Here is a 25,409-nt window from a genome sequence, read left to right as displayed (position 1 = left end):
CCGAAGTGTCCCGGTCAGGTATTGAGCGTGAACTCGGTGAAGGATGCCTCGTCGGGAGGCTGCCTGGCTTCCGGCTCGGCCTTGGCGGCCTTGCTGTCGGGGCCATTATTCAATAGCCACAGCAGGTTGGTGGCCGAATCGGCGTTGGCCAGCGCCTCCTCCTGGCTGATCAAACCGTCCTGCACCAGCTTGAGCAAGGCCAGCTCGAACGACTGCGAGCCTGGCGACAGGCTTTTCTCCATCGCTTCCTTGATCTGGCCGATGTCGCCTTTTTCGATCAGGTCCGAGATGTAGCGGGTGTTGACCATCACTTCCACCGCCGCCGTGCGCGTGCCGCCGTTGATCGAGCGGACCAGCCGCTGCGAGACGATCGCCTTGACCGTCGACGACAAATCCTGCAGCAGCGCCGCGCGGTTCTCGATCGGGTAGAAACTGATAATACGGTTTAGCGCGTTATAGCTGTTGTTGGCGTGCAGGGTGGCCAGCACCAGGTGGCCCGACTGCGCGTAGGCCAGCGCCGCCGCCATGGTCTCCTTGTCGCGGATCTCGCCGATCAGGATGCAATCCGGCGCCTGGCGCATCGAATTGCGCAGCGCCGTGGCAAAATCCTTGGCGTCGCTGCCGATTTCGCGCTGGTTGACGATCGACTTTTTGTTCTTGAACAGGTACTCGATCGGGTCTTCCAGGGTCAGGATGTGCCCCGAGCGCAGCTCGTTGCGGTAGTCCAGCATCGAGGCGATGGTGGTCGACTTGCCCGAGCCGGTGGAGCCGACCAGCAGCAGCAGGCCGCGCTTTTCCATGATCAGGTCCGACAGCACCGGTGGCAGTCCCAGATCGGCCAATACGGGGATGGAGGCGGGCACGAAGCGGAACACGGCGGAGATGGTGCCGCGCTGCTTGAAGGCCGACAGGCGGAAGCGGCCCAGGTTCGCCACCGACACGCCCATATTGAGCTCATTGGTGGCGGCCAGTTCTTCCATCTGCGCCGGCGAGGCGATTTCGGCCAGCATGGACTCGATGTTGCCCGGTTCGAGCTTCTGCTGGTTGATGGGAATGAGGTTGCCGTTGATTTTGATGTGCACCGGCGAATTCACCGCGAAGAACATGTCCGACGCGTTCTTTTCCTTCATCAGCTGGAACAGGCGGTCCATGGCCATGATGCGCTCCTCAAAATCAAAGGCGGGCGGGTATCGCGTGCCGGCACCCGCCGGGGTGCTTAGATACCGCGCAGCAGTTCGTTGATGCCGGTCTTGGCGCGGGTTTTGGCGTCCACGCGCTTGACGATGACGGCGCAATACAGCGAGTACTTGCCGTCTTCCGATGGCAGGTTGCCCGAGACGACCACCGAACCGGCAGGCACGCGGCCGTAGGTCACTTCGCCGGTGGCGCGGTCGTAGATCTTGGTCGACTGGCCGATGTAGACGCCCATCGAGATCACCGAGTTCTCTTCGACGATCACGCCTTCGACGATTTCCGAACGGGCGCCGATGAAGCAGTTGTCTTCAATGATGGTCGGATTGGCTTGCATCGGTTCGAGCACTCCGCCGATGCCGACGCCGCCGGACAGGTGGACGTTCTTGCCGATCTGCGCGCACGAACCGACGGTGGCCCAGGTGTCGACCATCGCGCCTTCATCGACGTAGGCGCCGATGTTGACGTAGGAAGGCATCAGCACCACGTTCTTGGCGATGAAGGAGCCACGGCGCGCGACGGCCGGCGGCACCACGCGGAAGCCGCCCTTGGCGAAATCTTCAGGCGTGTAGTTGGCGAACTTGGTCGGGACCTTGTCGTAGAACTGCATGGTGCCGTCGGACGGCATGACCACGTTGTTCTCCAGGCGGAACGACAGCAGCACGGCTTTCTTGACCCACTGGTTGACGACCCAGTCGCCGGTGGTCTTTTCGGCCACGCGGATGGTGCCGGCGTCCAGGCCCGCGATCACGTGCGAGACGGCGTCGCGCAGTTCAGCGGCGCCGTTGGCCGGGTTGATGTTGGCGCGGTCTTCCCATGCCTGGTCGATGATTTGCTGGAGTTGTTGGGTCATGATTTGCTCAATTATTTGTTAAGGAGGGACTTGCAGAATTGGACGATGCGCCGGGCGGCTTCCAGACCTTCCTCCGTCTCGGCGACGAGCGCCATGCGGATGCGGTTGCGGCCCGGATTGGCGCCGTGCGCGTCGCGCGCCAGATAGCTGCCCGGCAGTACCGTGACATTATATTCGGCGTACAGGCGCTGCGCGAATTCGGTGTCCGACAGGCCGGTGCGGCTGACGTCCGCCCACAGGTAGAAGCCTGCGTCCGGCAGTTCCACCGTCAGCACCTCTTGCAGCAGCGGCGTGATGGCGTTGAATTTCGCGCGGTATTTTTCGCGGTTCTGTTCGACGTGGGTTTCGTCGTTCCAGGCCGCGATCGATGCAGCTTGCACGGAAGGGCTCATGGCTCCGCCGTGATAGGTGCGGTACAACAGGAATTTTTTCAGCACGTCGGCGTCGCCGGCCACAAAGCCCGAGCGCATGCCCGGCACGTTGGAGCGCTTCGACAGGCTGCTGAACACCACCAGGCGCGCGTATGGCTTCTCGACCGTCGACAGGCCCAGGGTGTGGGCCGCTTCCAGCGCGCCCAGGGGCGCCTGCTCGCCGTGGAAGATCTCGGAGTAGCACTCGTCGGCGGCGATGATGAAGTTGTAGCGCTCGGACAGGGCGAACAGGTTCTCCCAGTCGGTCAAGGTCAGCACGGCGCCGGTCGGGTTGCCCGGAGAGCACAGGAACAGCAGCGACACGCGTTCCCAGACCGAGGCGGGGATGCTGTCGTAGTCGCAGCCGAAATTGCGGGCCGGGTCGGAGTTGACGAAGTAAGGCTCGGCGCCGGCCAGGTAGGCGGCGCCTTCGTAGATCTGGTAGAACGGGTTGGGGCACACCACCAGCGACTTGGCCGCCGGGTCGATCACCGTTTGCGCCAGCGCGAACAGCGCCTCGCGCGAGCCGTTCACCGGCAGCACCTGGGTGGCCGGATTAAGGGCCGGCAGGCCATAGCGGCGCTCCAGCCAGCCGGCGATGGCGCCACGCAGCGCATCCGAGCCGATGGTGGTCGGGTAGTTGGCCAGGCCGTCGATATTGTCGATCAGCGCCTGCTGGATGAAAGCCGGCGTCGGATGTTTGGGTTCGCCCATGCCAAGGCTGATCGCCTTGTGGCTTGGGCTGGCGCTCACCTGCGCAAACAACTGGCGCAGCTTTTCGAACGGATAGGGTTGCAGCTTTTCGAGATGTGGATTCACGTGGCGGACCGGGTGCGGATCGTTGAAAAAGGAACGGCGTAGGTCAGGCATTATAGCGCCTATGGCGCACCCGGGTCATTCACGGTCTGGACGCTTTGTCATCAATGCTAAACAGGTAACATGGCGTGATTGCCAATCATGCGATACTCGGCGCATTGACAGTACACAGAATGACAAGGGGGCGAATCATGGAGCTATCGGCGGTGGAGCGGGACGAGATGGCGCTCGGTACGGGCGTCAGCCGGCGGGTGATGGCCGCAAGGCTGGTCACGGGACTGCTGCAGGGCGTGCTGCTGTATTGGCTGTACCGCGCGGGCAAGGAGGGCCTCTGGCCGGCCACGGCCCCGTATCTGGCGGTGCCGTTGATGATGCTGGCGCTGTTCCTGCCGGTGCTGCTGGTGTCGAGTGTCGGCCATATGCCCGCCCGCAAGGCGGCGGCCTGGCTGGCGGCGGCCTCGCTGGTCATTCTGGCGATGGCGCTGCACGACGCCTGGCGCGGCCACCATGGCTACCCGATGTTCGACAATTGGACGGAGCGGCGTGTCTATTCCCCGTCGCAGATACTGGCGCTGTGCAGCGTTCCGTTTTTCTTCATCGCCCAGTCCCTGGTGCTGTCCGGCGTCCATGATCGACGCCGGGTGGCCAGCTACGGCACCTACTTTGAAGTCGCCTGGAAGCTCGGCGTGCAGCTGTTGTTTTCGGTGTTCTTCGTGGGCGCGCTGTTCATGGTGCTGTTCATGGGAAGCGCGCTGTTCAAACTGATCAAGTTGAACTTCCTGGAGCAACTGCTCACGGAGGCGTGGTTCAACGTGCCGGTCGTCTTCACCGCATTTTCCTGCGCCATGCACATCACCGATGTGCGGCCGGCCATCGTGCGCGGCATCCGCACCTTGCTGCTGGTGCTGATGTCGTGGATTTTGCCGGTGGCGGCGGTCATCGTCACCGGCTTCCTTTGCAGCCTGCCGTTCACGGGGTTGCAGGCGCTGTGGGAGACCCGCCACGCCACGTCCGTCCTGCTGGCGGCGGTGGTGGTGCTGGTGGTGTTGATCAACGCCGCGTTCCAGAACGGGGACGCGGCGGCCGGCGTCCAGGCGATCGTGCGACTGAGCACGCGCGCCGCCTGCATCCTGATTTTCCCGCTGACCGCGATCGGCATTTACGCGCTCGGGCTGCGGGTGGCGCAGTACGGCTGGACCACCGACCGCATCATCGCGGCGGCCTGCCTGCTGGTGGCCAGCTGCTACGCGATCGGCTACGCTTGGGCGGCGTATCAGTACGACACCTGGTTGCGTCCTCTGGCCCCGGTCAACGTCACCGCCGCGTTTTTGGTGATCGCGGTGATGCTGGCGTTGTTTACGCCGATCGCCGATCCGGCGCGCATTTCGGTCAACAGCCAGATGGCGCGGCTGGAAAGCGGCAAAACAGCGGTCGGCCAGTTCGATTTCCGCTTCCTTCGGTTCGAGGGCGGTCGTTACGGCAAGGCCGCGTTGGAGCGGCTCGAGCACTGGTCCGCGGGTGGCGATGTGGCACTGGTGCGCGCGGAGGCGGCGCGGATGCTGGCACTTGCCGATCATGAGCGCTGGCCAACGCCGAGGCCTTCCGGCGCGCCGATCGACGTCGAGGGGCATGTCACCGCCTGGCCCTCCGGCGCCAGGCTGCCGGCGAGCTTCGTGTCGCAACGGTGGCAGGATGTCGCCGACGACCAGAAGCCCGAGTGCTTGCGTAGCAAGGAAGGCAGCTGCGATGGTTTTATGATCGACCTCACCGGTGATGGCGTCGACGACGTCCTGCTGATTAACAGCAGCAGCGGGAACAATGCGCTGATGACCCAGGATGCGGAAGGCAAATGGCGATCGATCGGTTCGATCAGCTATAAAATTTCGCGCTGCCATCCGTTGATCGACAAGCTCAAACAAGGCGATTTCAGTATTGTCCCGCCCAAGGTGCGTGAGCTCGACATCGGTGGACACCGGGTTGCGGTGACGATGAACCCCGACCTGCCCGAAACTGGCTGTGGCCCTGTTAAATAGTTTGCCGCGCGCGCGTCATGGTTTGTGCCACACCTGCTGCGCCACGCGCATCATGTTGCGGCCCATGACCAGCGCGGCATCCTGGTCGCCCAGGCCGATTTTACGCAACGCGGCGGCCATTTCGCGCCATACTTCCGGCGGAGTGAAGGTCGGCGGTTTGTCGGCGCGGTAGCCGGCCGACGCCGGCCACCAGTGGCTTGGGTCGAAATCGCCTGGTGGCGTGTCGTCCAGGTCTGGCTGCTGGAAGCAGATATCGAGGCCGATGCCGACGTGCTGCACGCCCACCAGGTCGGCGATGTAGGCGACGTGCCGCGCGACGTCGTCCGCGCCCGGGTTTTCCACCCCGACGAACCACGACAAACCCGATACGCAGACGACGCCGTTGGTGTCGGCGCAGGCGCGGATTTGCTCGTCGGTGACGTTGCGGCCATGCGGGACCAGCGTGTAGGCGTTGGTATGGCTGAAGATCACCGGTTTGGACGACGCGGCCATGATATCGAGGCTGCACATGCGGCCCGTGTGTGAGCAGTCCATCAGCATGCCGGCGTCGTTGATGGCGGCGACCATGCTGTGTCCGAGCGGCGTCAGGCCGCGCGGCAGGTCGTGGCAGCCGTCGGCCACGCTGTTGTTGCGGTTATAGGCCAGGTGGATCTGGCGCACGCCCAGTTGCGCATATAGCGCCACCATTTCCGGCTGGTCCAGCAGCGGCATGGCGCCTTCCAGGTCGAAGGTGATCGCCATGCGGCCATCGGCGGCGGCCTTGATGATATCGTCCACGCTGGAGACCAGGGTGTAGCGTTCCGGTTCGGCGGCGATGGAGGCGCGGTAGCCGGCGATCACGGACATGACCTGCGACACCGGATTCATATCGGCGCCCACGTTCAACGAGACGTAATTCACGCCGGCCGCGTGCAGCTTGCGCACAGGCGTGAAGTCGGCGTGCGGGTGCTGCGGAAGGCAAACGTGGGCGTCCCAGTTGATCATGGTGTTTTCTATGTCGAAAAGGCCACTCTACCCGAGAACGGCGCCGCTTGCCAAGGGATGGCGTCCGCGCATGCTTTATACTGTCGGCCAATTCACACGCTTACTTTATAGGCCAACATGTCATTTGCTTCGCTGGGCCTTGCTCCCTCCCTGATCAACGCGGTCACCGAAATCGGCTATCTGGAGCCGACGGCGATCCAGAGCGCCGCCATTCCCGCCATTTTGCGCGGCGAGGACTTGCTGGGCGCGGCGCAGACGGGTTCAGGGAAAACCGCCGCCTTTGCGCTGCCGCTGCTGCAGGCGTTGCTGGACAACCGCAGCGGCGCGCGCCAGCTGCATGGCCTGATCCTGGTGCCGACCCGCGAGCTGGCGGCGCAGGTGGGAGAGTCGGTGCGCAAGCTGGCGTCGCATCTGCCGATGCAGGTCAAGGTGTCGATCGTGTTCGGCGGCGTGTCGATCAATCCGCAGATGATGGCGCTGCGCGGCGGCGCCGACATCGTCATCGCCACGCCGGGACGGCTGTTGGACCTGATCGACCATAACGCCCTGAAGATATCGCGCACCGCGATGCTGGTGCTGGACGAGGCGGACCGCTTGCTGGACCTTGGCTTTAGCGAAGAACTGGGCCGGATACTGGAACTGCTGCCCAAGCAGCGCCAGAACCTGTTCTTCTCGGCGACCTTCCCGCCGGCGGTGCAGGCGCTGGCCGACGGCATGCTGCATCAGCCGACCCGCGTCGAGGTGTTGTCCGAGCCTTTGAGCAAGCCCGATATCGCGCAGCGCGCGATCATGGTCGACGTGCCGCGCCGTACCATGCTGCTCAAGTATTTGATCCAGGAACAAAAGTGGAGCAGGGTGCTGGTGTTCGTCGCCACCAAATACGCGGCGGAGCACGTGGCCGACAAACTCAATCGCAATGGCATCCGCGCCGGCGCCTTCCATGGGGAATTCAGCCAAGGGGCGCGCACCGAGGTGCTGGGCGATTTCAAGGCCAGCCGCCTGCAGGTGCTGGTGGCGACCGACGTCGCCGCGCGCGGCATCGACATCGCCCGCCTGCCGGCGGTGGTGAATTACGATTTGCCGCGTTCCGCCGTCGACTACACCCACCGCATCGGCCGCACCGGCCGTGCCGGGGAGAGCGGCGTGGCGATCAGTTTTATCAGCGCCGAGACGGAGCAGCATTTCCGCCTGATCGAGAAGCGTCAAGATATTTTGCTGCCGCGCGAGCGCATCGCCGGCTTCGAACCGGTGGAGACGCTGCCACCGCCGGCGGCCGATTCGGTCACCGATACGATCAACGGCGGCATCAAGGGCAAGCGCAAGAGCAAGAAGGACAAGCTGCGCGAAGCGGCCGCCCGCGATGGTGGCGAGCCCTCCGGCGAATAAAGCGTTCGGAAATCGTCTTAGCCGCCGGTGCGTTTGGGGCTGTGACCCTGTTTTTTCAGGGTTTCCATCACCAGGTCGCAGTGATCGCCCTGGATCTCGATCACACCGTCCTTGACGGTGCCGCCGGAGCCGCAGGCCCCGCGCAGCTGCTTGCCCAGCAGGGCCAGGGCGATGGCGTCGAGCGCCAGCCCCTTGACCAGGGTGACGGTCTTGCCGCCACGGCCCTTGGACTCGCGCGACACCTTGACGTTGCCGTCGCCCGCAGGCCTGGCCTTGGCGGCGGTTTTGCAGACGCAGTCGGCAAGCGGCTTGCCGCAATCGGGGCAGATGCGGCCCGTCTCCGTCGAATAAACGAGGCGGGTGCTCATGGCTTGTCCTCCAGCAGTCGTGTCATCAGGATGTTAAAGAAGCGTTTTTCATCGGACGCCAAGCAAACCGCCGCATTCGGCTTGCCCGACTCCTCGCGGGTGTAGCCGTCGTCGCCGACGACAATGCGCAGCGCCGTGGTGGTGCAAGTGGCCGGATCGATCAACCACGTCACGGGCACCACGTCGAACAGCGACGGCATGTTGCTCGACCATGGCTGGTAGGCGTCGATCCACTGGTGGTACATCAGCGCCAGCGCGTCGGTGACGGGCGAGCCGTGGCCGAACAGGGCGTTGCGTTCGACTTCATCGAGGCGTATTTGCGTGGAGTCGAGCGGCATCATCACGATCGGCACGCCGGACTTGAACAGCTTTTGCGCGCCGGCGATGTCGGAGGCGATGTTGTATTCCTTGTCGGCCGGGCGCGCCGGCACGTATTGCGATTTGCGGTAGCCGGCGCGCACCGAGCCGCCCATCATCGCCACCTGTTTCAGCTTGGCGAAAGTGGCGGGATCGCGTTCGATGGCCGCGCCGACGTTGGTCAGCGGGCCGAGCGCCAGCAGCGTGATCCGGCCGGGCTGGCGTTTGATTTGATCCAGCAGGAAGTCCACCGCCGGCACCCTGGCCGGCGGCTTGCCGCGTCGGGCGTAGCGCGCCTGCGTGAACGGCTGCGGATTGCCGGTGCTGGCGATGCCTTGCGCGACCGGGATGCCGCCGTGGCCCGTCTCGCGCAACATCCGCTCCAATAGCTGCGCGCGCAGGCCGGTGTCGCCCCACGCGGTGGTGATGCCGACGATGTCGATCTCCGGGCTTTGCAGCAGCAGCGCCAGCGCGAAGGAATCGTCGATGTCGTCGCCGATGTCCATGTCGACGATGACCTTGATCTTTTCGGCCGGATGGGCCGGCGGCGCGAGCATGGCGCATGACAGCGCGAAGAATATGGACAGCAGGCCGCGCAGCGGCCGGGGGAGGGAGTAAGCCATGATGGATATGTGTCGTTGGATGCGCGAGTTTAGCAGAGCGCGGGCGCGGTCAGGCGAGTCTGGCCTGCTTCATCGATGCGGGCACGATGCGCTTGTGCAGCGGGGTGACAAACAACATGTAGAAGCGTCCCAGCGCGTTATGCGTGTGCACGACGGTGCTGACCGAGACCTTGTTGCCCACTTTGCAGACCGAGACTTCCACATTGAGGTGTTTATCGGAGTCGCCGAGGATGATTTCTTCATCGCTCAAATAGACAATCGAAAATATGCCGACGCGGTCTCCCAGCCGGTAGTCGCTCGCGGGTTTATCTTTGTCGAAGTCGCCCAGGTGGCCGAGGTTTTTAAGGCCGACGAGCCGCACCACGCGGTTGCGCAGGGCCATCAGCGCGTTGATCCACGCCGGCGTGGTCGCCACCACCTTCAGATATAGTTCCAGCGCGGTGTCCCTGCCGGGCGGGAGTTCCTGTGCGTAGCAATCGTAAAAGTAGGCGCCATCGAGCCGCTGATGGATGACGCTTTCACTGGGCACTGCTGCTGCGGATATCGATGACGTCATTGGATTGTTTTATGGTCGGTTGCTTACAAGGTCGACGCGGCGTTTGATGCGCTGGGCTTCGGCGGCGTCGCCGGCTCGTTCGGCGCGCATGGCCTGCACGCCCAGCCACGCCAGCAGCGGACGGCGCCAGCCTTGCGCCGAGGCGGTTTCCACGGCGTCGGCCAGCAACGCCGGGGTGGCCTTGTTCGCCCGCAGCAGCACGCCGGAGGCGACCAGTTTCGATAGCGGGTCCGCGATCGCCTGCGCGGCGGCGGCGGCGGCCGTGTCGCTGGACGCCGCCGCCACCGGCTGGTGCTGCGCGGGCAGCAGCGCCGCATCGGCGGCGGTGGCGCGGCCGGACAGATAGGCCGCGTAGGCGCGGTCGGCCGGGCCGGCGTCCGCCGCCAGCTTGTCGAAGCCTGCGCAGTCCTCGAACACGAGCGACGCCACGCGGGCGGCGCAGCGTATCAATTCGGCGCGGATGATCAGATCGACCTTGCCGGTGCTGCCCAGCGCGTCGCGGGCGCGTTTGTATTCCGCTTCCTCGACCCGGGCGTTGCCGGTCATGTAGGCGGCGGTGGAGCGCTCTAGCGAGCTTTGGGCGTTCATCTGCCAGTCCGGCACCGGCGGGTTGTTGCCGCAGGCGGCCAGCATGGCGGCCAGGGACATGGCGGCGGCGATCAGCGCAGCGGTATTCTTCATGGCAGTTTGATCTCCGTATCACGCTTGAACGGCCATTTCTTGTTGATTTCGTTGACCAGTTGTTCGACCCGCCGCAAGCTGCTTTCCACCTCGGCGCGCAGCGTACCCAGATCGGCGGTGGCTTCCTTAGCGTTGGCGCCGACCGCTTGCGCCTCCACCAGCACCGCGTCCATTTTTTTCAGACTGTTGCGGGCGTCGGCCAGCAAGCCATTCAGCTGGACGATGGTGGCCTGCGCGTCGGTGACCACACCCTGCGGCCCGAAGACCTGGGTGTCGGCGTGACCGATCAGGCTATCGGCCTTGGTGGCCAGCGCGTTGACGGTGGCCAGCAGCTTGTTGGCGCGTTCGGTCAGCTGCTGCGCGTTTTTGTCGTCGCCGGCGATCAGACCCATGGCCCCCGACGGACCGTTCAGTTTTCCGGTCACGCCCTGGATGTTGGCCAGGCTGGCCGCCAGCGCGGAATTTTCCGCCGTCAGCGTATTAAGGTTTTCCAGCAGATCCCGCGCAGTGGCGAGCAGGCGCGGGATTTCGGCGCCCGGATCGCCGACCAGCAGCGTGCGCGCGGCGCCTTCCTCCAGCGGCGGGTCGGCAGGGATGCCGGTGAAGGCGCGCAGCTTGGCGCCGCCCACCAGACCGCGCTCCAGGGTAAAGATGCTGGACTTGCGCAGCCAGTGCGCGTCGTCGCGCGGCACATCGACGACGATGCGGGCCTTGCCTTCCTTGCTCAATTCGATGCGGCGTACGCGCCCGATCGGGAAGCCGGCGAAGGTCACGTCCATGCCGACGACCACGCCCTCGGAGTCGTCCGCCTCCAGGAACAGCGTTTGCGTGGATTCGAAAGCGCCGCGCGCGTAGAGCAGGTACACCGCCGCGCCGGCGACCAGCAGCACCATGATCACCAGCAGCACGGCGGCTTTGAATTCGGCGTTGCGCACAGGGGGCGCCGTGTGGGTTGTTTGGGATGGTTGTTCAGTCATGGTTTCTCGGGCTATCGCCGCTTAGTAGTAGTTGCCCATCAGTGAGGCCACTTCGATGAGGAGGATCATGGCGAACAGCCGCACCATGTCCGACAGGCCGTGCGTGACCTTGACGCGGTAATTTCCGCCGAAGTAGAACGAGGACGCCATCGGAATCAGGCCGACGGCAAAGCTGAAGAACACGACCTTCAGCACCAGTATCAGCGTGACGGCGGGGTTGAACACCTGGCCGACCACGCGCGTGTAGCCTGTGAGCGCCCATGGCGTGAAGCCGTACAAGGTCAGGTAGGCCAGGATCAGGGTCAGCACGCAGCTGACGGCGGCCAGCATCCAGACCGCGAAAACGCCGGCGGCCACGCGCGGGAAAAAATCGCCGCGCAGCTCCTGCACGGTGGCGACCGCGCCGGCGCCGCGCGCTTGCGAGAACTCCAGGCCGGTGGGCAAGGTGGTGCGCAGGGCGACGAAAGCGGCGGCGGTCAATGGAATGAGCTCCAGCACCAGCACCCGCACCACCATCTCCAGCGCGAAGCGCGACAGCCCGTAGCTTTGCGAGGTGACCACCACGATGCGGATCAGCACAAGGCTCACCAATGCCGACAGCACGCCGAACCAGGCCAGGTTGGGCACGGTGTCGGCCACCAGGTGGCGCGCCAGCACCGGGCGGTTGGCGCGGCCGTAGGTGCCGGGCGTCAGCGCGACCGACGCCATGAGCACCGCGAACTGCGCCAGCCGCCACCACGTCTGCAGCCAGTCGACCGCGCCATGGTGGAGCCGTTGCAATATGGATGGAGTTGATGCTTGAGCGTTCATGTTGGCATCTTAGCACCGGGACGGCGCGGGCAGGTGTTCGTCATGGTCGACATCACGCCGGCGGAAAGCTGTCGACGATGGCGTCGGCGGCGGCGCGTACGCGCGCGCTGCGACTCAAGTCGCTGTGCATCACCAGCCAGACATCGTACTGGTCGACCCGGTCCGGCCAGATGCGCGTGAGCTGTGGATCGGCGTCGGCCATGTGGCAGGGCAGTTCGGTCACGCCCATGCCTTTGCGCGCCGCCTCCAGCAGCATCAAGCCGCTATTGACCTCGATCGCCACGCGGGCGTTGGCGACCGGCTCCAGGCAGATTTTCTCCCGGTGGCGTGGCGCCACCGTGCTTTGATAGATCACGATATCGTGTCCCGCCAGGCCGTTGCCCGGAATCGGCATGCCACGCTCCTTCAAGTAGGCGGGCGTCGCGTACAAGCCCATGCTGCGTTTGGTGAGGTGGCGCGAGATCAGGTCGGGGCTCGTCGGTTTGAGCGTGCGCACCGCCAGGTCGGCCTCGCGCCGCGTCAGGCTGGTGATTTCGGTGCCGGTGCTCAGAACGATGCGGATTTCCGGATGCGTCTCGTGCAGGCGGCGCATGGCCTCGATGACGAAATGGCTCGCCATCGTGTCCGACGTGGTGACGCGCACGACGCCGGAGAGGCGGTTGTCGATGCCCTGCATTTCGCGCTGAAACCGCAGCGCCGCCTGTTCCATCGATTCGGCGGCGGTGACGGCCAGTTCGCCGGCGGGCGTGGCCATGTAGCCGGACGGCGTGCGCAGGAACAGGCGCGCGCCCAGCGAATCCTCCAGCGCGTTAAGGCGGCGGCCGACGGTGGCCTGGTCGATATTGAGCTCGCCGGCGGCGGCGCGCAGCGTGCCTTTGCGGTAGATGGCGAGGAAAATCCTGGCGTTGTCCCAGTCCATGGTCGTTCGGTCCGTCGATCGGAATGCATTTTTGCATCGGAGTGCCGATGGTATGCGTATTTACTGCATCAGGCAAGCGGCCTAACATGGGACAGATCTTTTTGAGGGACGCTCGATGACTACCCACTCCACCACAGGGACGGCCATTTCGGCGCCGGCCCGGCAGGTTCCACCTCTCCTGATGCTGATGACGCTCGCGATCGGCTTCGTGATGGCGATGATCGACGTCACCGCTGTCAATACCGCTTTGTCCGACATCTCCGTCAGCCTGTCGGTACCGCTCACCGGGCTGGTTTGGGTGGTGGACGGCTACACGCTGACCTTCGCCGCGCTGCTGCTGGCAGGCGGCGCGCTGGCCGACCGTTTCGGACCGAAGAACGTTTATCAGGGCGGCTTGAGCGTGTTCATACTGGGCTCGGTGGCGTGTGCGCTGGCCCCGAGCGGCAACGCGCTGATCGCGGCGCGGCTATTGCAGGGCGCCGGCGCGGCGCTGTTCATGCCTAGTTCCCTCAGTCTGCTGACGCATGCCTATGAAGACCAGGCCACGCGGGCGCGCATGCTGGGCACGTGGTCGGCCATCGTCGGATGCTCGGCCACCGCCGGTCCGCTGGTGGGCGGTTTGCTGGTCCATGAATTCGGCTGGCGCAGCGTGTTCTGGGTGAACGTTCCGATAGGCCTGGCCGGCATCGTGTTGACGCAGATGCTGGCGCCGGCCACGCCGCCGCATCGGCGCGCTTTGTCGATGCTCAGCCACGCGCTGGGGGTGGCGGCGCTGGCGGCGTTGAGTTTTGTGCTGATCGAAGGGCCGGTGCTGGGCTGGATGTCGGCGGCGGTGCTGGCGGCGGTTTTTGCCGCTGTGGGCTGCGGCGCGCTGCTGGTGGCGCGCGAGCGCACCGGCGCGCATCCGCTGCTGCCGCGCGCCTTGTTCGATACGCCTGCTTTCGCGGCGGCCAATGGCGTGGGGTTCCTGATCAACTTCGCGGTGTTCGGGCAGTTGTTTTTGCTTAGCCTGTACATTCAGCAGGGCGGGGCGGATGCGCTGGACACCGGGTTGAAGCTGATACCGATGATGGCGGCCTTCGCAGTCGGTAATTTGACTTCGGGCGCCATTGTGGCGCGGGCGGGCACGCGGCCGCCGATGTTGTATGGGCTGATGGTGGGCTTGGGGGCGGCGCTGGCGATGCTTGCCGGGCTGTCGCCGCAGACGCCTTACTGGTTGCTGGTGCTGGGGACGATCGTGATGAACGTCGCCATCGGTATCGCGATTCCGGGAATGACGGCGACGGTGATGCTGGTGGCGGGCAAGGCGCATGCCAACAGCGCGGCAGCAGCGCTGAACGCCAATCGCCAGATCGGTGCGCTGGTGGGCGTGGCGATGATGGGAACCGTGTTGCATGTGACGGCGGATTGGGCGTGGCGTTTGCCGGCGGCGTTCGGGTTGGTGTCGTGCGCGTATGCGGCCGCCCTGGGCCTGGTGTATTTCTATGTGAAACCGCTGATTTCCCGGGAAGGCACGTAGTGCGGATTAGGCGGAACGCCGTAATCGGCCATCGATGAGCCGCTGGGCGCATGCATGGCCGGTTACGCTGCGCTAATCCGCGCTATGTGTCTGCGTTGTCAATCAGATGTCGCGGGTCTTGCGCCACTCGATCATCTCGGCGATCGTCAATATCGGCATCGCATGCAGTTCGGCGAAGCGCTCGATCTCGGCGCCGCGCATCATCGTGCCATCGGGGTTCATCAACTCGCACAGCACCGCCGCCGGCTGCAAGCCGGCCATCGTGGCCAGGTCCACCGAGCCTTCGGTATGACCTTTGCGCGCCAGTACGCCGCCAGGCGTCGCCCGCAACGGGAACACATGGCCCGGATGAACCAAATCCCCCGGCCGCGCGTCGGCGGCGATGGCGGTGCGGATCGTGGTCACGCGGTCGGCCGCCGAGACGCCGGTGGTGACGCCTTCGCGCGCTTCGATCGATACGGTGAACGGCGTGCCGTAGCGACTGCCGTTGTCGGCGGCCATCGGCGGCAGCTCCAGCGCGCGCACCTTGTCGGCGCTCAGGCACAGACAGACGATGCCGCTGCATTCGCGGATCATCATCGCCATCGATTGCACGGTGACCTTTTCGGCGGCGACGATCAGGTCCGCTTCGTTTTCGCGGTCGAAATCATCGAGCAGGATCACCGGCACGCCGGCGCGCATGGCCTCGAGCGCGGCGGCGATGCGGCCTTCCAGATCGTCCGAAACGAGGGAGTAGGGGGAAACTGCGGATACTGCGGATACTGCGGATACTTGGTCGAACATGGTGGAACGCTCCTCGCACTAGCGAAAAACGCGACAGGGCAAGCGAATACGCGCGGCCTGCCACACCGATCGCTCGGGCGGCAGGCCGCGTCACCGCACATCTTCTTTCATCCGGACTATACCGTCGGCCCTGGCATCGCACCAGATCTGCTGACCCGCTTCAAAACGATTGAAGCGGCGCTCGCGGGCTTGACCATCGCTGGCCTTACCGCCGGTGGGGAATCGCACCCCGCCCCGAAGACGTAAGTTGGCGCCTGCCGGTCGGCAGGCGAACGAGGATTTTAGCCCAAATTAAGTTTTTCAGTGTAAGGTGGCTTTTTCCGATTTTTTAGACTGTCTGCCGAATGAAATTGATTAAATTGCAGGTGCTGTCCGGGGCGTTGCTGCTGTCGTTTTCCTTCCTGGCGCAAGGCCAGGGACAAGTCGGGGGCCAGGGCAAGGAAGCTCCGCTCAAATTAAGCGACGTGCTGCCGATCGGACCCCAGGTCAAGGTTGGCAAACTGGCAAACGGCCTGACATATTATGTGCAGAAGAACGCGCGTCCCGAGAAGAAGCTGGAACTGCGGCTGGTCGTCAAAGCCGGTTCCATCCTGGAGGACGACGACCAGCAAGGGCTGGCGCACTTCACCGAGCACATGGCCTTCAACGGCTCCACCAATTTCAAGCGCAACGAGTTGGTATCGTATCTGCAGTCGATCGGGGTGAAGTTCGGCGCCGATTTGAACGCCTACACCAGCTTCGACGAAACCGTCTATATCCTGCCGATACCGACCGATAAAAAGGAGATTGTCGAGCAGGGCTTCCAGGTGCTGGAGGACTGGGCGCACGGCCTGTCCTTCAACGACGCCGACATCGACAGCGAACGTGGCATCGTGCTCGAAGAACTCCGCATGGGCAAGGGCGTGGACGACCGCATGAACAAGGTGGTGCTGCCGAAGGTGCTCAATGGTTCGCGCTACGCGCAGCGCATGCCGATCGGTAAAGAAGACATCATCAAGAATTTCAAGTACGACGCCATCAAACGCTTCTACCGCGACTGGTATCGCCCGGACCTGATGGCGGTGGTGGTGGTTGGCGATATCGAGCCGGAAGCGGCGCAAAAACTGATCGAACAGCATTTCAGCAAGTTGAAGAACCCGGCGCACCCGCGGCCGCGCGAATACGCCAAGATCCCCGAGCGCCAGGAATCGGAAGGCATCGTCTTCACCGACAAGGAAGTCAGCAATAATTCCGTTTATATCCGCTACCCGATCCAGCCCTGGCCGGCCGGCGAGACCCTTGCCGACTACCGCCAGAAGCTGATCGAGAGTTTGTATAGCTTCATCCTCAGCCAGCGCATGTACGAGTTGACGCAGCAGGCCAATCCACCGTTCCTGCAAGGCGGCAGCGGCATGAACAAGATCGTGCGCGGCTACCGCTCGTTCGGCGCCGGCGCGGTGCTGGGCAAGGGTGGGGTAACGCCGGCCATCAACGCGCTGGTGGAGGAAGACGAGCGCGCCCGCCAGTACGGGTTTACCGCCTCCGAAGTGGAACGGGCCAAAAAGGGCATCCTGCGCACTTACGAGAATCTGTACAACGAGCGTGACAAATCCGATTCGTCCGGCTACGCGGCCGAATATATCCGCCACTTCCTCGAAGACGAAACCATCCCCGGCATCGCCGCCGAGTACCGCTATGCGCGCGAGCTGATTCCGGAGATCTCGCTGTCGGAGGTGAATGCGGCCGTCAAGGTGGCGATCCCGGACAACCAGAGCAAACTGGTGATCTACACTGGCGTCGACAAGCCTGGCGTGGCGGCGCCGAAGGCGGCCGACCTGGTGGCCATCGCCAACGCGGCCGAGAAGATCAGCGTCAAGGCCCAGGAGGAGAAGGTCTACGCAAACCAGCTGATGCCGGTCCTGCCGAAGCCGGGCACCATCGTCAAACAAACCGTCAACGCGAAGATCGGCACCACGGAGCTGGTGTTGAGCAATGGCGTAAAAGTGGTGCTCAAGCCGACCGACTTCAATAACGACCAAGTGATGATGGCGGGGCTGCGCTACGGCGGCTGGTCGCTGTTCGACGACAAGGATGTCTTCGCGGCCCACTATGCCAGCAGCATAGTCGGCCAGATGGGTATATTGAACTACACGCCGAACGACGTGGTGAAGGTCCTGGCCGGGAAGAGCGTCAGCTCCCAGGCCAGCGTCAACTCGCTCAACGAGTCGGTGTCCGGCGGCTCCGGCAGCGACGACATCGAGTCGATGCTGCAGCTGGCCTACCTGCAAATGACGCAGCCGCGCAAGGATGCCGCCATCTACAGCGCCTACGTCGACCGCCAGCGCGAACTGGCGCAGAACAATATGGCGCGGCCGGAGTCTGTGTTCTACGATACGATCACCGCGACGATCTACAACAACAGCCCGCGCGTGCTGCGCGCCGCCAAGCCGGCCGACTTCGACCAGCTGGCGCTGGACCGCGTGATGGAGATCTATAAAAGCCGGCTGTCCAGCGCGCGCGACTTCACCTTCTTCATCGTCGGCAGCTTCGACGTGGAGAAGATCAAGCCGCTGATCGCGACCTACCTGGCCAGCCTGCCAACCGGCGAGGTTCCGGTGGCCTTCAAGGATGAAGGCGTGCGTCCGGTGCGGGGCGTGGTCAAGAAAGAGGTGCGCGCCGGCGCCGATCCGAAGAGCACCATTTCGCTGTCGTTTACCGGCGACGCCAAATACTCGCGCGAGGAGCGCCTGCGGCTGCAGGCGCTGATCGAGGTGCTGAACATCAAGCTGATCGAGGTGCTGCGCGAGAAGATGGGCGTGATCTACAGCGGCGGCATGAACGGTTCCCTGAACCGTCTCCCATACGGGAATTACTCGATCAGCGCCAACCTGCCGTGCGCGCCGGAGAACGTCGACAAGGTGATCGCCGCGACCTTCGCCGAGATCGAGAAGATCAAGCAGGACGGCGCCGACGAGGCGGACCTGAACAAGGTCAAATCCTCCTGGCTCAAAGGGTATCAAAAGGGCATGCGCGAGAACGGCTACTGGATGGCGTCCCTGCAGAATGCCTTCTTCAACAACAGCAATCCGGAGGATATCCTCAAGTACGAGGAGCGCGTGCAGGCGCTCAAGCCGTCGGACCTGAAGGCGGCGGCCAAGCTTTACTTCGACATGAATAATTACGTGCAGGTGGTACTGTACCCGGAGAAGTAAGCCTGCCGCCTGTTACACTGGAGGCTCGTACCCACCCGATGTAGAGGTAAATCATGGCAAAGAAAAAAGAGGAACTGGACCCGGAAACCCTGGAGTTGATCAACTGGTGTATCGAAGTTGAGGGTTTCCTGGTCAAAGGTGGCGCGACGGTGGCGGAGGCGCAGGATCACATCGAAGAGCAGGTCGAATGGTTCACCGACCAGTTCTACGACGGCCTGACACCGGAAGAAGCGGCCAAGGAGGCATTGGCCTGAGTTTTTTGTATTAAAGACCCACGGCGTCGTGACAGACGACGCCCAGTTTATTCCCCTCCGGGTCGCGGAAGTAGGCGCCATAGTAGTTGTCGTGGTACTGCGGACGCAGCCCCGGAGGTCCTTCGCACCGGCCGCCATGCGCCAACGCGGCGGCGTGCGCGTGGTCGACCGCTTCGCGCGATGGCGCCATCAGGGCGATCATCTGGCCATTACCGCATCCCGCCGACTGGCCGTCGTACGGTTTGCCGATGATGAACAGCGGCCGCCCGCCCTCGGCCGGCATCCACGCCGCCCACGGCTTGGCCGGATCGCTGAAGCGCAGTCGCGTCCCAAGCGTCGCCATCACCGCGCCGTAAAATCCGAACGCCTCTTCAAACTCGTTGGTGCCGATGTAGACATGCGATAGCATTTGTTTTCCACGCTTGAGTATCAATTCGATAATTATATACGCGAGGAAACGAGCTTTCAGCGGCGCGCCGGAAGATCGCCGGGCCGTTTATGCTTTAATAGACTGAATGGCAAATAAACCGGCACGGGGGATGCGATGACGAGGGGACCTCTTTTCAGGGCGGCCGCGACGGCCGCGTTCACCGCCACGGTGGCGCTAGCCGGCGCGCCGATAACGGCCACCGCCGCGCCGTTGCGGGGCGATCATCCGTACATCGGCATCTGGAAAATCACGCTGCCCGACGGCACCTGCAGCGAGACCTACCGCGTGCGCGCCGACGGCAGCACGCTGGTGTTCAGCCACGAGGAGGTGGCCGAGTCCACCTTTGTCATCGCCGACCAGCCGGACAAGCAGGGCTTCTACAAGTCGGTCGACACCCTCGTCAAAGACAACGGCAAGCCCGATTGCGCCGGCCAGATCACCAAGCCGGGGCGGTCGGTCACCAACTACCTGCTGTTCCATCCCGGCGGCGACATGTTCCTGATGTGCGTGGAGCGCAGCATGGAGCGCTGCATCGGCCCTTTCGTGCGGGTCGATGGCAGCGCCATCTAAGTCCTACAGGCTGCCCCTCAACTCCAGCGCGATGGTGCGCGGCGGCGTGACGATGGCGTACGGCAGGCCGAATGGCTTGGTCTGGCCGTCAAGTGTGTGCACATACTGTTTGTCGAACAGATTATTCACCAGCAGGGCGATGCCGAATTTGCCGTTGGCGTTATCCCAGCCAAGGCGGAAGTCGGCCTTGCTGCGCGCCTCGCCGGTGCGGACGGCCGGCGCGTGCAGGCATTGCAGCGCGCGCGTGTCGTCGTTGCAGCGCGCCTTGCTCTGGTAGGTGCCTTGCAGGGTGCTGCTGATCCGGCCGCCCAGCGCTTCCCAACTGGCGTTGACGCCGCCCATGCCGTTGAAGGTGGGCGTGCCGACCGTTTGGCCGGACAGGTCCAGCGCCGCGCCGCTGTCGTCGGTGGTGCGGTAGCGCTTATAGGTCTGGTCGATCAGCTCCAGTCCCGCGAACAAGGTCAGGTTCGGCGATACCCGGATGCGGCCGTCGAGATCGAGTCCCTTCGCTTGCTGGTCGCTGTTGACCACATTGTAGGTCGGTATGGGGCCGGTGCCGCCTAGCTTGATGTCCTGCAGGTTCTTGAAACGGTAGGCGAACACGGAGCCGTTGAGGGTGGCCTTGATGGACGGGGCGTACAGCTTGAAGCCCACTTCCAGATTGGTCATTTTCTCGGGATCGTAGCTCGGGTCGCGCTCTTTGGCGTTGGGCGATGCCGCGTTCGGCGGCGTGAAGACATTGAAACCGCCGGCCTGATAACCTTTCGACAGTGAGGCGAACAGCAGCAGGTCGGGCGTCAGCTTATGGTCCAGCACCAGGCGCGGGCTCCAGTCGGTCCAGCTTTTGGTGGAGTGGACCGGCGTGGCCGCCAGTTGCCCGGCCGCGTAGAAGATCTGGTTCGACGGCAGCGCGGAGGCGTCCAATCCCGCCAGCGGACCATAGGTGTTGAGCAGCGCGTCCAGCGCCGGCGATTCGCGCCCCGGCACATGCCACTCCATATTCTTGCGGTCGCGGCTCCAGCGCAGGCCCAGGGTCAGGTTGGTGGATGGCGTGGCGTGCCAGATTACGTCTTGATAGACGGAGAAGGCGCGCGTCCGCAGGTAGTTGTGGGTGGTCTCGCCCCAAGGGAAGTTGGACGACGCGTCGACACCGGGAATGCCGGCTTGTCCCAACGCGCCGAACAGGTTGGCCAGGTCGGCGTTGCCGCCGCCGAGCAGGCTGACGTTGTCCAGCGTCGCGGTATTGAGCAGGGCGGTCGACGATTGCCGTTCGCGGTTGTCGTAGAAGCTGGCGCCGGCGATCCAATCCAAGTGCCGGGTTTTACCGGACAGCTTGAATTCCTGCTGCCAGTTGTAGGCTTTTTTCTGATCCGTGTTCGCCAGCGAGAAGCCGGCGCGCGCGCCGCCGTCGTTGTCGGTCAGGTTGTAGGTGGAGAAGGTGCGGTAGGCCGTGATCGAGCGCAGTGTGAGCCCGCCCAGAGGCAGTTCGGCGCGCAGGGAGGCGCCGTCGAAGGTGCGGCGCTCGCTGCCGGCGGTGTCGTTCTCCAGCCGCGCCTTGCGCGGATCGACAAAGTTAGCCACATAGGCGGCGTCGTAGATGCCCGTGAAGCCGGCGAACGGCAACGCCGGGTCCTTGACCACGCCGAAGGCCGGCCAGCCTTTTTGGCGCAGCTGCTCGTGTTCCAGGGTCAGGTTCAGGGTCGCATCGCTGATTTTTTGTTTGAGCGAGAGGCGCGCTGCCCACGACTTGTCGCCGGCGGTGCGGTCGCCGGTGGTGGCGTTGCGCGCCCAGCCATCGCTTTCGGCGCGCACGAACACCAGCCGCGCCGCCGTGTTCTCCGCCAGCGGCACGTTGAGCATCGCGTCCGCATCGACGCGGCCGTATTCTCCGATCTTCAGGTGGCCGTTCATGTCGAGCGCCTGATCCGGCTCGTTGGTGACGACGGAGATCGCGCCGGCCGCGCTATTGCGGCCAAAAAGCGTCCCCTGCGGTCCCTTGAGCACCTCGACGCGCTGGATGTCGATGAAATTCATCAGCGCGCCGCCGGTCTTGCCGGTATAGACCCCGTCCACGTAGATCCCGACCGGCATGTCGGTGCCGATGCCGAAGTCGCCCGCCTGCACGCCGCGTATGCCGAAGACCGGTTGCGTGGGCTGGGTGGCCTCCACCTCCAGGCCGGGAAGATAACCATTCAAGTCGCCGAGGTTCCTGGCGCCGAGGTTGCGGATGTCCTTGGCCGTTACGACCTCCATCGAGATCGGCACCTCCTGCGCCGACTGCGCGCGCGATTGCGCGGTGACGACCACCTTCTGGATGTCGTCCTGGGCCAGCGCGCCCAGGGGGACGGCGGCGCTGCCCGCGAATGCCACGGCGATGCTGCGCGCCAGCGTGTGCAAGGCGGCCTTGCGGCCGCATCGCGCCTGTTCTTGGTTTGTCTTCACGATATCTCCCGTTGTTATGTTTGGTCTGACGGACTGACATTTTTTAAGTTTCTGACATCGAATGTAGTCGCGCGCCGCACCGGCAAAGGGGCCGGATCGGACACCGGAGGATGCCGGTATGGCCAAACAGGCCCCGGTGTTGCGTGGACGCCCCGAGCGCGGCGTTGGCCGGAAATGCTCCCTGCCTGTCCCTTTGGCCCCCGTGCGGCGTCCACTTTGTTTGCACAATGAGTTCGCACAATGAGTTCGCACAAGAGTTCGCACAAGAGTTCGCACAACGCAACGACAGACAAGGGAGACAAAGATGGAACAAGAACGGGTACAGGAGCGGACAGACCGGGTTATCGACTGCGGCAACGCCGTCTGCGTGATCGGCGCGGGGCCGGGCGGACTGTCCGCCGCACGCGCCCTGAAGGGAATGAAGCTGCCATACGAGCAGTTCGAGCGCCACTCGGACGTGGGCGGCATCTGGGACATGCACAATCCCGGCAGCCCGATTTATGAATCGGCGCACTTCATCTCGTCGCGCGACCTGTCGGGTTTCATCGGGTTTCCGATGCCGAAGTCCTACCCCGACTATCCGACCAACCAGCAGATATTAAGCTATGTGCGCAGCTATGCCGACGCCTTCGGCCTGCGCGAGGCGATCCGCTTCAACACCCCCGTGCGGGACGTGCGCAAGGACCACGACGGCAAGTGGGTGGTGACCCTGGGCGACGGCGGGCGCCGGCGCTACCTGGCCGTCATCTGCGCCACCGGCTGCAACTGGGACCCGAACATGCCCGAGATCAAAGGCCACTTCAACGGCGAGATCCGCCATTCGGTCACCTTCAAGAGCAGCGATGAATTCGACGGCAAGCGGGTGATGATCGTCGGCGCCGGCAATTCCGGCGCGGACATCGCCTGCGATGCCGCCGCCCGCGCCGACAAAGCTTACATCAGCATGCGGCGCGGCTACCACTTCATCCCCAAGCACTTGTTCGGGCTGCCGGCGGACCAGGTGGGCGAGAGCGGCCCGCAATTGCCGATCTGGATCGCGCGGCCGGTCATGGGCATGCTGCTGAAAATGTTCACCGGCGACCTGACGCGCTTCGGCCTGCCCAAGCCGGATCACCGCCTGTTCGAAAGCCATCCGCTGCTGAACTCCCAGCTGCTGCACCATCTTCAGCACGGCAACATCGCGGTCAAGCCGGACATCTCGCACTACGACGGTGATGACGTGGTTTTCAAGGACGGCAGCCGCGAGGCGCTCGACTTGGTGATCTACGCCACCGGCTACAAGTGGAGCTGCAAATACGCCGGCGAATACTTCGAGTGGCGCGGCGGCAGGCCCCAGCTTTATCTGTCGATGTTCAGCCGCGATCACCGCAATCTGTTCGGCATCGGCTATGTCGAAACCAACTCCAGCGCCTATAAGCTGTTCGACACCGAGGCCTTCATGATCGCCGCCTACCTGCGCGACCAGCTGGACAACCCCGGCAAGGACAGCCCTTTCGATGCGCTGATCGCCAGCGACGACCCCGATCTGTCGGGCGGACTCAAATTCGTCAAGTCGCAGCGGCACGAGGTTTATCTGGAGGCGCACGCGCTCAAGTCTTATCTGAAGCGCCTGCGCAAAAAAATGGGATGGCCGGAATTGAGCGAGTCCTATTACGACGACCTGCGCAACAGCGTGGCCGCATCGCGGCCAGCCGCCGGCCTGCGCGCGGCCGCTTAAGGAGCAACATGGACAAAACACTGCTGTACTACCAGGCGCGGGCCGCCGGACTGGAGTTCGAGACACGCGCCCTGATCGGCGGCCGCTTCGTCGACGCCATCTCCGGCGATCGCCTCGACACCGTCAATCCCGCCAACGGCACCCGTCTGGCAAGCGTTGCCAGTTGCGGCGAGGCCGACGTGGACCTGGCGGTCGGCGCGGCGCGCCGGGCCTTCGACAACGGCGACTGGTCGCGGGCGTCGCCCAAACATCGCAAAAAGGTCTTGCTGCGGCTGGCCGACCTGGTCGAGGCGAATCTGGAGACGCTGGCGCTGATGGAAAGCCTGGACTCGGGCAAGCCGATACGCGACGCGCTGTCGGCCGACCTGCCCGACATGATCGAGAGCCTGCGCTGGCACGCCGAGGCGGCCGACAAACTGTACGACCAGGTGGCGCCGACCGCGGCGGACGTGGTGGCGATGATCGTGCGCGAGCCGATCGGCGTTGTGGGTGCGGTCCTGCCGTGGAATTTCCCGATCTACCTGGCCGGATGGAAGATCGGCCCCTCGCTCGCCAGCGGCAACTCGCTCGTCATCAAACCGGCGGAGCAGACCACGCTGACGGCGCTGATGCTGGGCCGACTGGCGCTGGAGGCGGGTATTCCCGCCGGCGTGCTCAATATCGTGCCGGGCTACGGCGAGACCGTGGGCCGGGCGTTGGGCCGCCACCGCGACATCGACTGCATCAGCTTTACCGGTTCGGGGGAGGTGGGCCGGCTGTTCCTGAAGTACTCGGCCGAGTCGAACCTGAAGCGGGTGGTGCTGGAATGCGGCGGCAAGAGCCCGGCGCTGGTGCTGGCGGACGCCTTCGATCTGCCCCGGGTGGCGCAACAGGTCGCGACAGGCGCGTTGTTCTGCCAGGGTGAGAATTGCAGCGCCGGTTCGCGCCTGATCGTCCACCATTCGCGCAAGGACGAATTGCTGGAGGAGGTCAAGCGCGCCTTCGATGAGTGGAGCGTCGGCGACCCGCTCGATCCGGCCACCCGCGTCGGCGCATTGATCGAGCCTGGACACATGCACCGTGTGCTGGCATATATCGCCGGCGGCAGGGAGCAGGGCGCACGGCTGGTGCACGGCGGCGCCCGGGTGCGCCTGGACAGCGGCGGCAGCTTCGTCGAGCCGACCATTTTCGACGCCGTGCTGCCGTCGATGACGATCGCGCGCGAGGAGATATTCGGGCCGGTGCTGTCGGTGATGGAATTCGACGACCTGGCCCAGGGCGTGGCCATCGCCAATGACACCAGTTACGGCCTGGCGTCGTCGGTCTACACCAGCAACCTGGACGCCGCCCACGGGGTGGCGAAGGCCATCCGCGCCGGCACCGTGTCGATCAATTGTTTTTCGGAAGGCGATACCGGCGTGCCGTTCGGCGGCTACAAGGAGTCGGGCTTCGGCGGACGCGAAAAATCGCTGCTGGCGCACGACCAGTACACCGAGACCAAGACCATCTGGATGCAGCTGGGCGCGGCCGGACCTAAAAACAACTGAGACCGGAAGGGAA

General features: G+C 64.3%; 22 protein-coding genes and 1 riboswitch. Of the genes, 8 read left to right on the top strand and 14 right to left on the bottom strand.

Annotated features, from left to right (window positions below; genetic code table 11):
- Positions 1-14: 14 nt before the first annotated feature.
- The 3 genes from BMX85_RS04160 to dapC are packed head-to-tail and all read right to left on the bottom strand — an operon-like array spanning position 15 to position 3,273.
- Complete coding sequence (locus BMX85_RS04160) at positions 15-1,157, bottom strand: PilT/PilU family type 4a pilus ATPase (protein WP_090314388.1); 1,143 nt, start codon at positions 1,155-1,157, stop codon at positions 15-17.
- Between the two features lie 59 nt (positions 1,158-1,216).
- The gene (dapD, locus tag BMX85_RS04155; protein ID WP_090314387.1) at positions 1,217-2,044 is read right to left on the bottom strand and encodes a 2,3,4,5-tetrahydropyridine-2,6-dicarboxylate N-succinyltransferase; all 828 of its coding nucleotides are present in this window, start codon (positions 2,042-2,044) and stop codon (positions 1,217-1,219) included.
- Positions 2,045-2,055: 11 nt separating this feature from the next.
- Positions 2,056-3,273, bottom strand: coding sequence for a succinyldiaminopimelate transaminase (dapC, locus tag BMX85_RS04150; protein ID WP_090315215.1), 1,218 nt, complete (start codon positions 3,271-3,273; stop codon positions 2,056-2,058).
- Positions 3,274-3,461: 188 nt separating this feature from the next.
- On the opposite strand from dapC, the gene BMX85_RS04145 reads away from it, so the two are divergent.
- Complete coding sequence (locus BMX85_RS04145; protein ID WP_177196639.1) at positions 3,462-5,303, top strand: DUF4153 domain-containing protein; 1,842 nt, start codon at positions 3,462-3,464, stop codon at positions 5,301-5,303.
- Between the two features lie 15 nt (positions 5,304-5,318).
- Here BMX85_RS04145 and BMX85_RS04140 read toward each other — a convergent pair whose 3' ends face one another.
- The gene (locus tag BMX85_RS04140; protein ID WP_090314385.1) at positions 5,319-6,287 is read right to left on the bottom strand and encodes a dipeptidase; all 969 of its coding nucleotides are present in this window, start codon (positions 6,285-6,287) and stop codon (positions 5,319-5,321) included.
- A 117-nt stretch (positions 6,288-6,404) separates the two neighbouring features.
- Between BMX85_RS04140 and BMX85_RS04135 the strand changes: the two genes are divergently transcribed.
- Positions 6,405-7,673: a DEAD/DEAH box helicase gene (locus BMX85_RS04135; protein ID WP_090314384.1), complete on the top strand. Its 1,269-nt coding sequence runs from the start codon at positions 6,405-6,407 to the stop codon at positions 7,671-7,673.
- A 17-nt stretch (positions 7,674-7,690) separates the two neighbouring features.
- Here the strand turns inward: BMX85_RS04135 and BMX85_RS04130 are convergent, their stop codons facing one another.
- From BMX85_RS04130 to BMX85_RS04100, 7 genes are read right to left on the bottom strand one after another with little or no spacing between them, the layout of a single operon-like run.
- Positions 7,691-8,041 carry a translation initiation factor Sui1 gene (locus tag BMX85_RS04130; protein ID WP_090314383.1) on the bottom strand — a complete coding sequence of 117 codons (351 nt, stop codon included), beginning with the start codon at positions 8,039-8,041 and terminating at the stop codon, positions 7,691-7,693.
- Complete coding sequence (locus BMX85_RS04125; RefSeq protein ID WP_090314382.1) at positions 8,038-9,021, bottom strand: nucleoside hydrolase; 984 nt, start codon at positions 9,019-9,021, stop codon at positions 8,038-8,040. The genes BMX85_RS04130 and BMX85_RS04125 overlap by 4 nt, the downstream gene beginning before the upstream one ends.
- 49 nt (positions 9,022-9,070) lie before the next feature.
- Positions 9,071-9,577, bottom strand: coding sequence for a DUF2867 domain-containing protein (locus BMX85_RS04120; RefSeq protein WP_090314381.1), 507 nt, complete (start codon positions 9,575-9,577; stop codon positions 9,071-9,073).
- A gap of 9 nt (positions 9,578-9,586) precedes the next feature.
- Positions 9,587-10,258 (bottom strand): hypothetical protein, encoded by a 672-nt coding sequence (locus BMX85_RS04115; RefSeq protein WP_090314380.1) that lies wholly within the window; start codon positions 10,256-10,258, stop codon positions 9,587-9,589.
- Positions 10,255-11,235, bottom strand: a complete 981-nt coding sequence (locus tag BMX85_RS04110) for an MlaD family protein (RefSeq protein WP_090314379.1) — start codon at positions 11,233-11,235, stop codon at positions 10,255-10,257. Before BMX85_RS04110 ends, BMX85_RS04115 begins: the two co-directional genes overlap by 4 nt.
- Before the next feature lie 21 nt (positions 11,236-11,256).
- Positions 11,257-12,045: an MlaE family ABC transporter permease gene (locus tag BMX85_RS04105; protein WP_090314378.1), complete on the bottom strand. Its 789-nt coding sequence runs from the start codon at positions 12,043-12,045 to the stop codon at positions 11,257-11,259.
- 52 nt (positions 12,046-12,097) lie between these two features.
- Positions 12,098-12,964 (bottom strand): LysR family transcriptional regulator, encoded by an 867-nt coding sequence (locus BMX85_RS04100; protein ID WP_090314377.1) that lies wholly within the window; start codon positions 12,962-12,964, stop codon positions 12,098-12,100.
- A gap of 115 nt (positions 12,965-13,079) precedes the next feature.
- Between BMX85_RS04100 and BMX85_RS04095 the strand changes: the two genes are divergently transcribed.
- Positions 13,080-14,483 carry an MFS transporter gene (locus tag BMX85_RS04095; RefSeq protein ID WP_090314376.1) on the top strand — a complete coding sequence of 468 codons (1,404 nt, stop codon included), beginning with the start codon at positions 13,080-13,082 and terminating at the stop codon, positions 14,481-14,483.
- A 102-nt stretch (positions 14,484-14,585) separates the two neighbouring features.
- Here the strand turns inward: BMX85_RS04095 and ribB are convergent, their stop codons facing one another.
- Positions 14,586-15,266: a 3,4-dihydroxy-2-butanone-4-phosphate synthase gene (gene ribB / locus BMX85_RS04090; RefSeq protein WP_090314375.1), complete on the bottom strand. Its 681-nt coding sequence runs from the start codon at positions 15,264-15,266 to the stop codon at positions 14,586-14,588.
- A 95-nt stretch (positions 15,267-15,361) separates the two neighbouring features.
- A riboswitch (FMN riboswitch) is annotated at positions 15,362-15,512 on the bottom strand.
- A 98-nt stretch (positions 15,513-15,610) separates the two neighbouring features.
- On the opposite strand from ribB, the gene BMX85_RS04085 reads away from it, so the two are divergent.
- Both BMX85_RS04085 and BMX85_RS04080 read left to right on the top strand, forming a co-directional pair.
- On the top strand, positions 15,611-18,457 hold the full coding sequence (locus tag BMX85_RS04085; RefSeq protein ID WP_090314374.1) for a M16 family metallopeptidase: 2,847 nt from the start codon (positions 15,611-15,613) through the stop codon (positions 18,455-18,457).
- 53 nt (positions 18,458-18,510) lie between these two features.
- Positions 18,511-18,711, top strand: coding sequence for a hypothetical protein (locus BMX85_RS04080; protein ID WP_090314373.1), 201 nt, complete (start codon positions 18,511-18,513; stop codon positions 18,709-18,711).
- 10 nt (positions 18,712-18,721) lie between these two features.
- Here BMX85_RS04080 and BMX85_RS04075 read toward each other — a convergent pair whose 3' ends face one another.
- Positions 18,722-19,120, bottom strand: coding sequence for a VOC family protein (locus tag BMX85_RS04075; protein ID WP_090314372.1), 399 nt, complete (start codon positions 19,118-19,120; stop codon positions 18,722-18,724).
- Positions 19,121-19,255: 135 nt separating this feature from the next.
- Between BMX85_RS04075 and BMX85_RS04070 the strand changes: the two genes are divergently transcribed.
- On the top strand, positions 19,256-19,711 hold the full coding sequence (locus BMX85_RS04070) for a hypothetical protein (RefSeq protein ID WP_090314371.1): 456 nt from the start codon (positions 19,256-19,258) through the stop codon (positions 19,709-19,711).
- 3 nt (positions 19,712-19,714) lie between these two features.
- On the opposite strand, the gene BMX85_RS04065 is transcribed toward BMX85_RS04070, so the two are convergent.
- A complete protein-coding gene (locus tag BMX85_RS04065) occupies positions 19,715-22,153 on the bottom strand; it encodes a TonB-dependent receptor (RefSeq protein WP_229210266.1) in 2,439 nt (812 codons plus the stop codon).
- Positions 22,154-22,457: 304 nt separating this feature from the next.
- Between BMX85_RS04065 and BMX85_RS04060 the strand changes: the two genes are divergently transcribed.
- Both BMX85_RS04060 and BMX85_RS04055 read left to right on the top strand, forming a co-directional pair.
- A complete protein-coding gene (locus BMX85_RS04060) occupies positions 22,458-23,870 on the top strand; it encodes a flavin-containing monooxygenase (RefSeq protein ID WP_090314370.1) in 1,413 nt (470 codons plus the stop codon).
- Positions 23,871-23,878: 8 nt separating this feature from the next.
- Positions 23,879-25,396: an aldehyde dehydrogenase gene (locus BMX85_RS04055; RefSeq protein WP_090314369.1), complete on the top strand. Its 1,518-nt coding sequence runs from the start codon at positions 23,879-23,881 to the stop codon at positions 25,394-25,396.
- The last annotated feature ends 13 nt before the right edge of the window (positions 25,397-25,409 follow it).

This window comes from Duganella sp. CF517 (assembly GCF_900110275.1).
Classification (GTDB): Bacteria; Pseudomonadota; Gammaproteobacteria; order Burkholderiales; family Burkholderiaceae_D; genus Rugamonas.
Note: the sequence above shows the minus strand (reverse complement) of the source record. Positions and strands in the feature narration are given on the sequence as shown.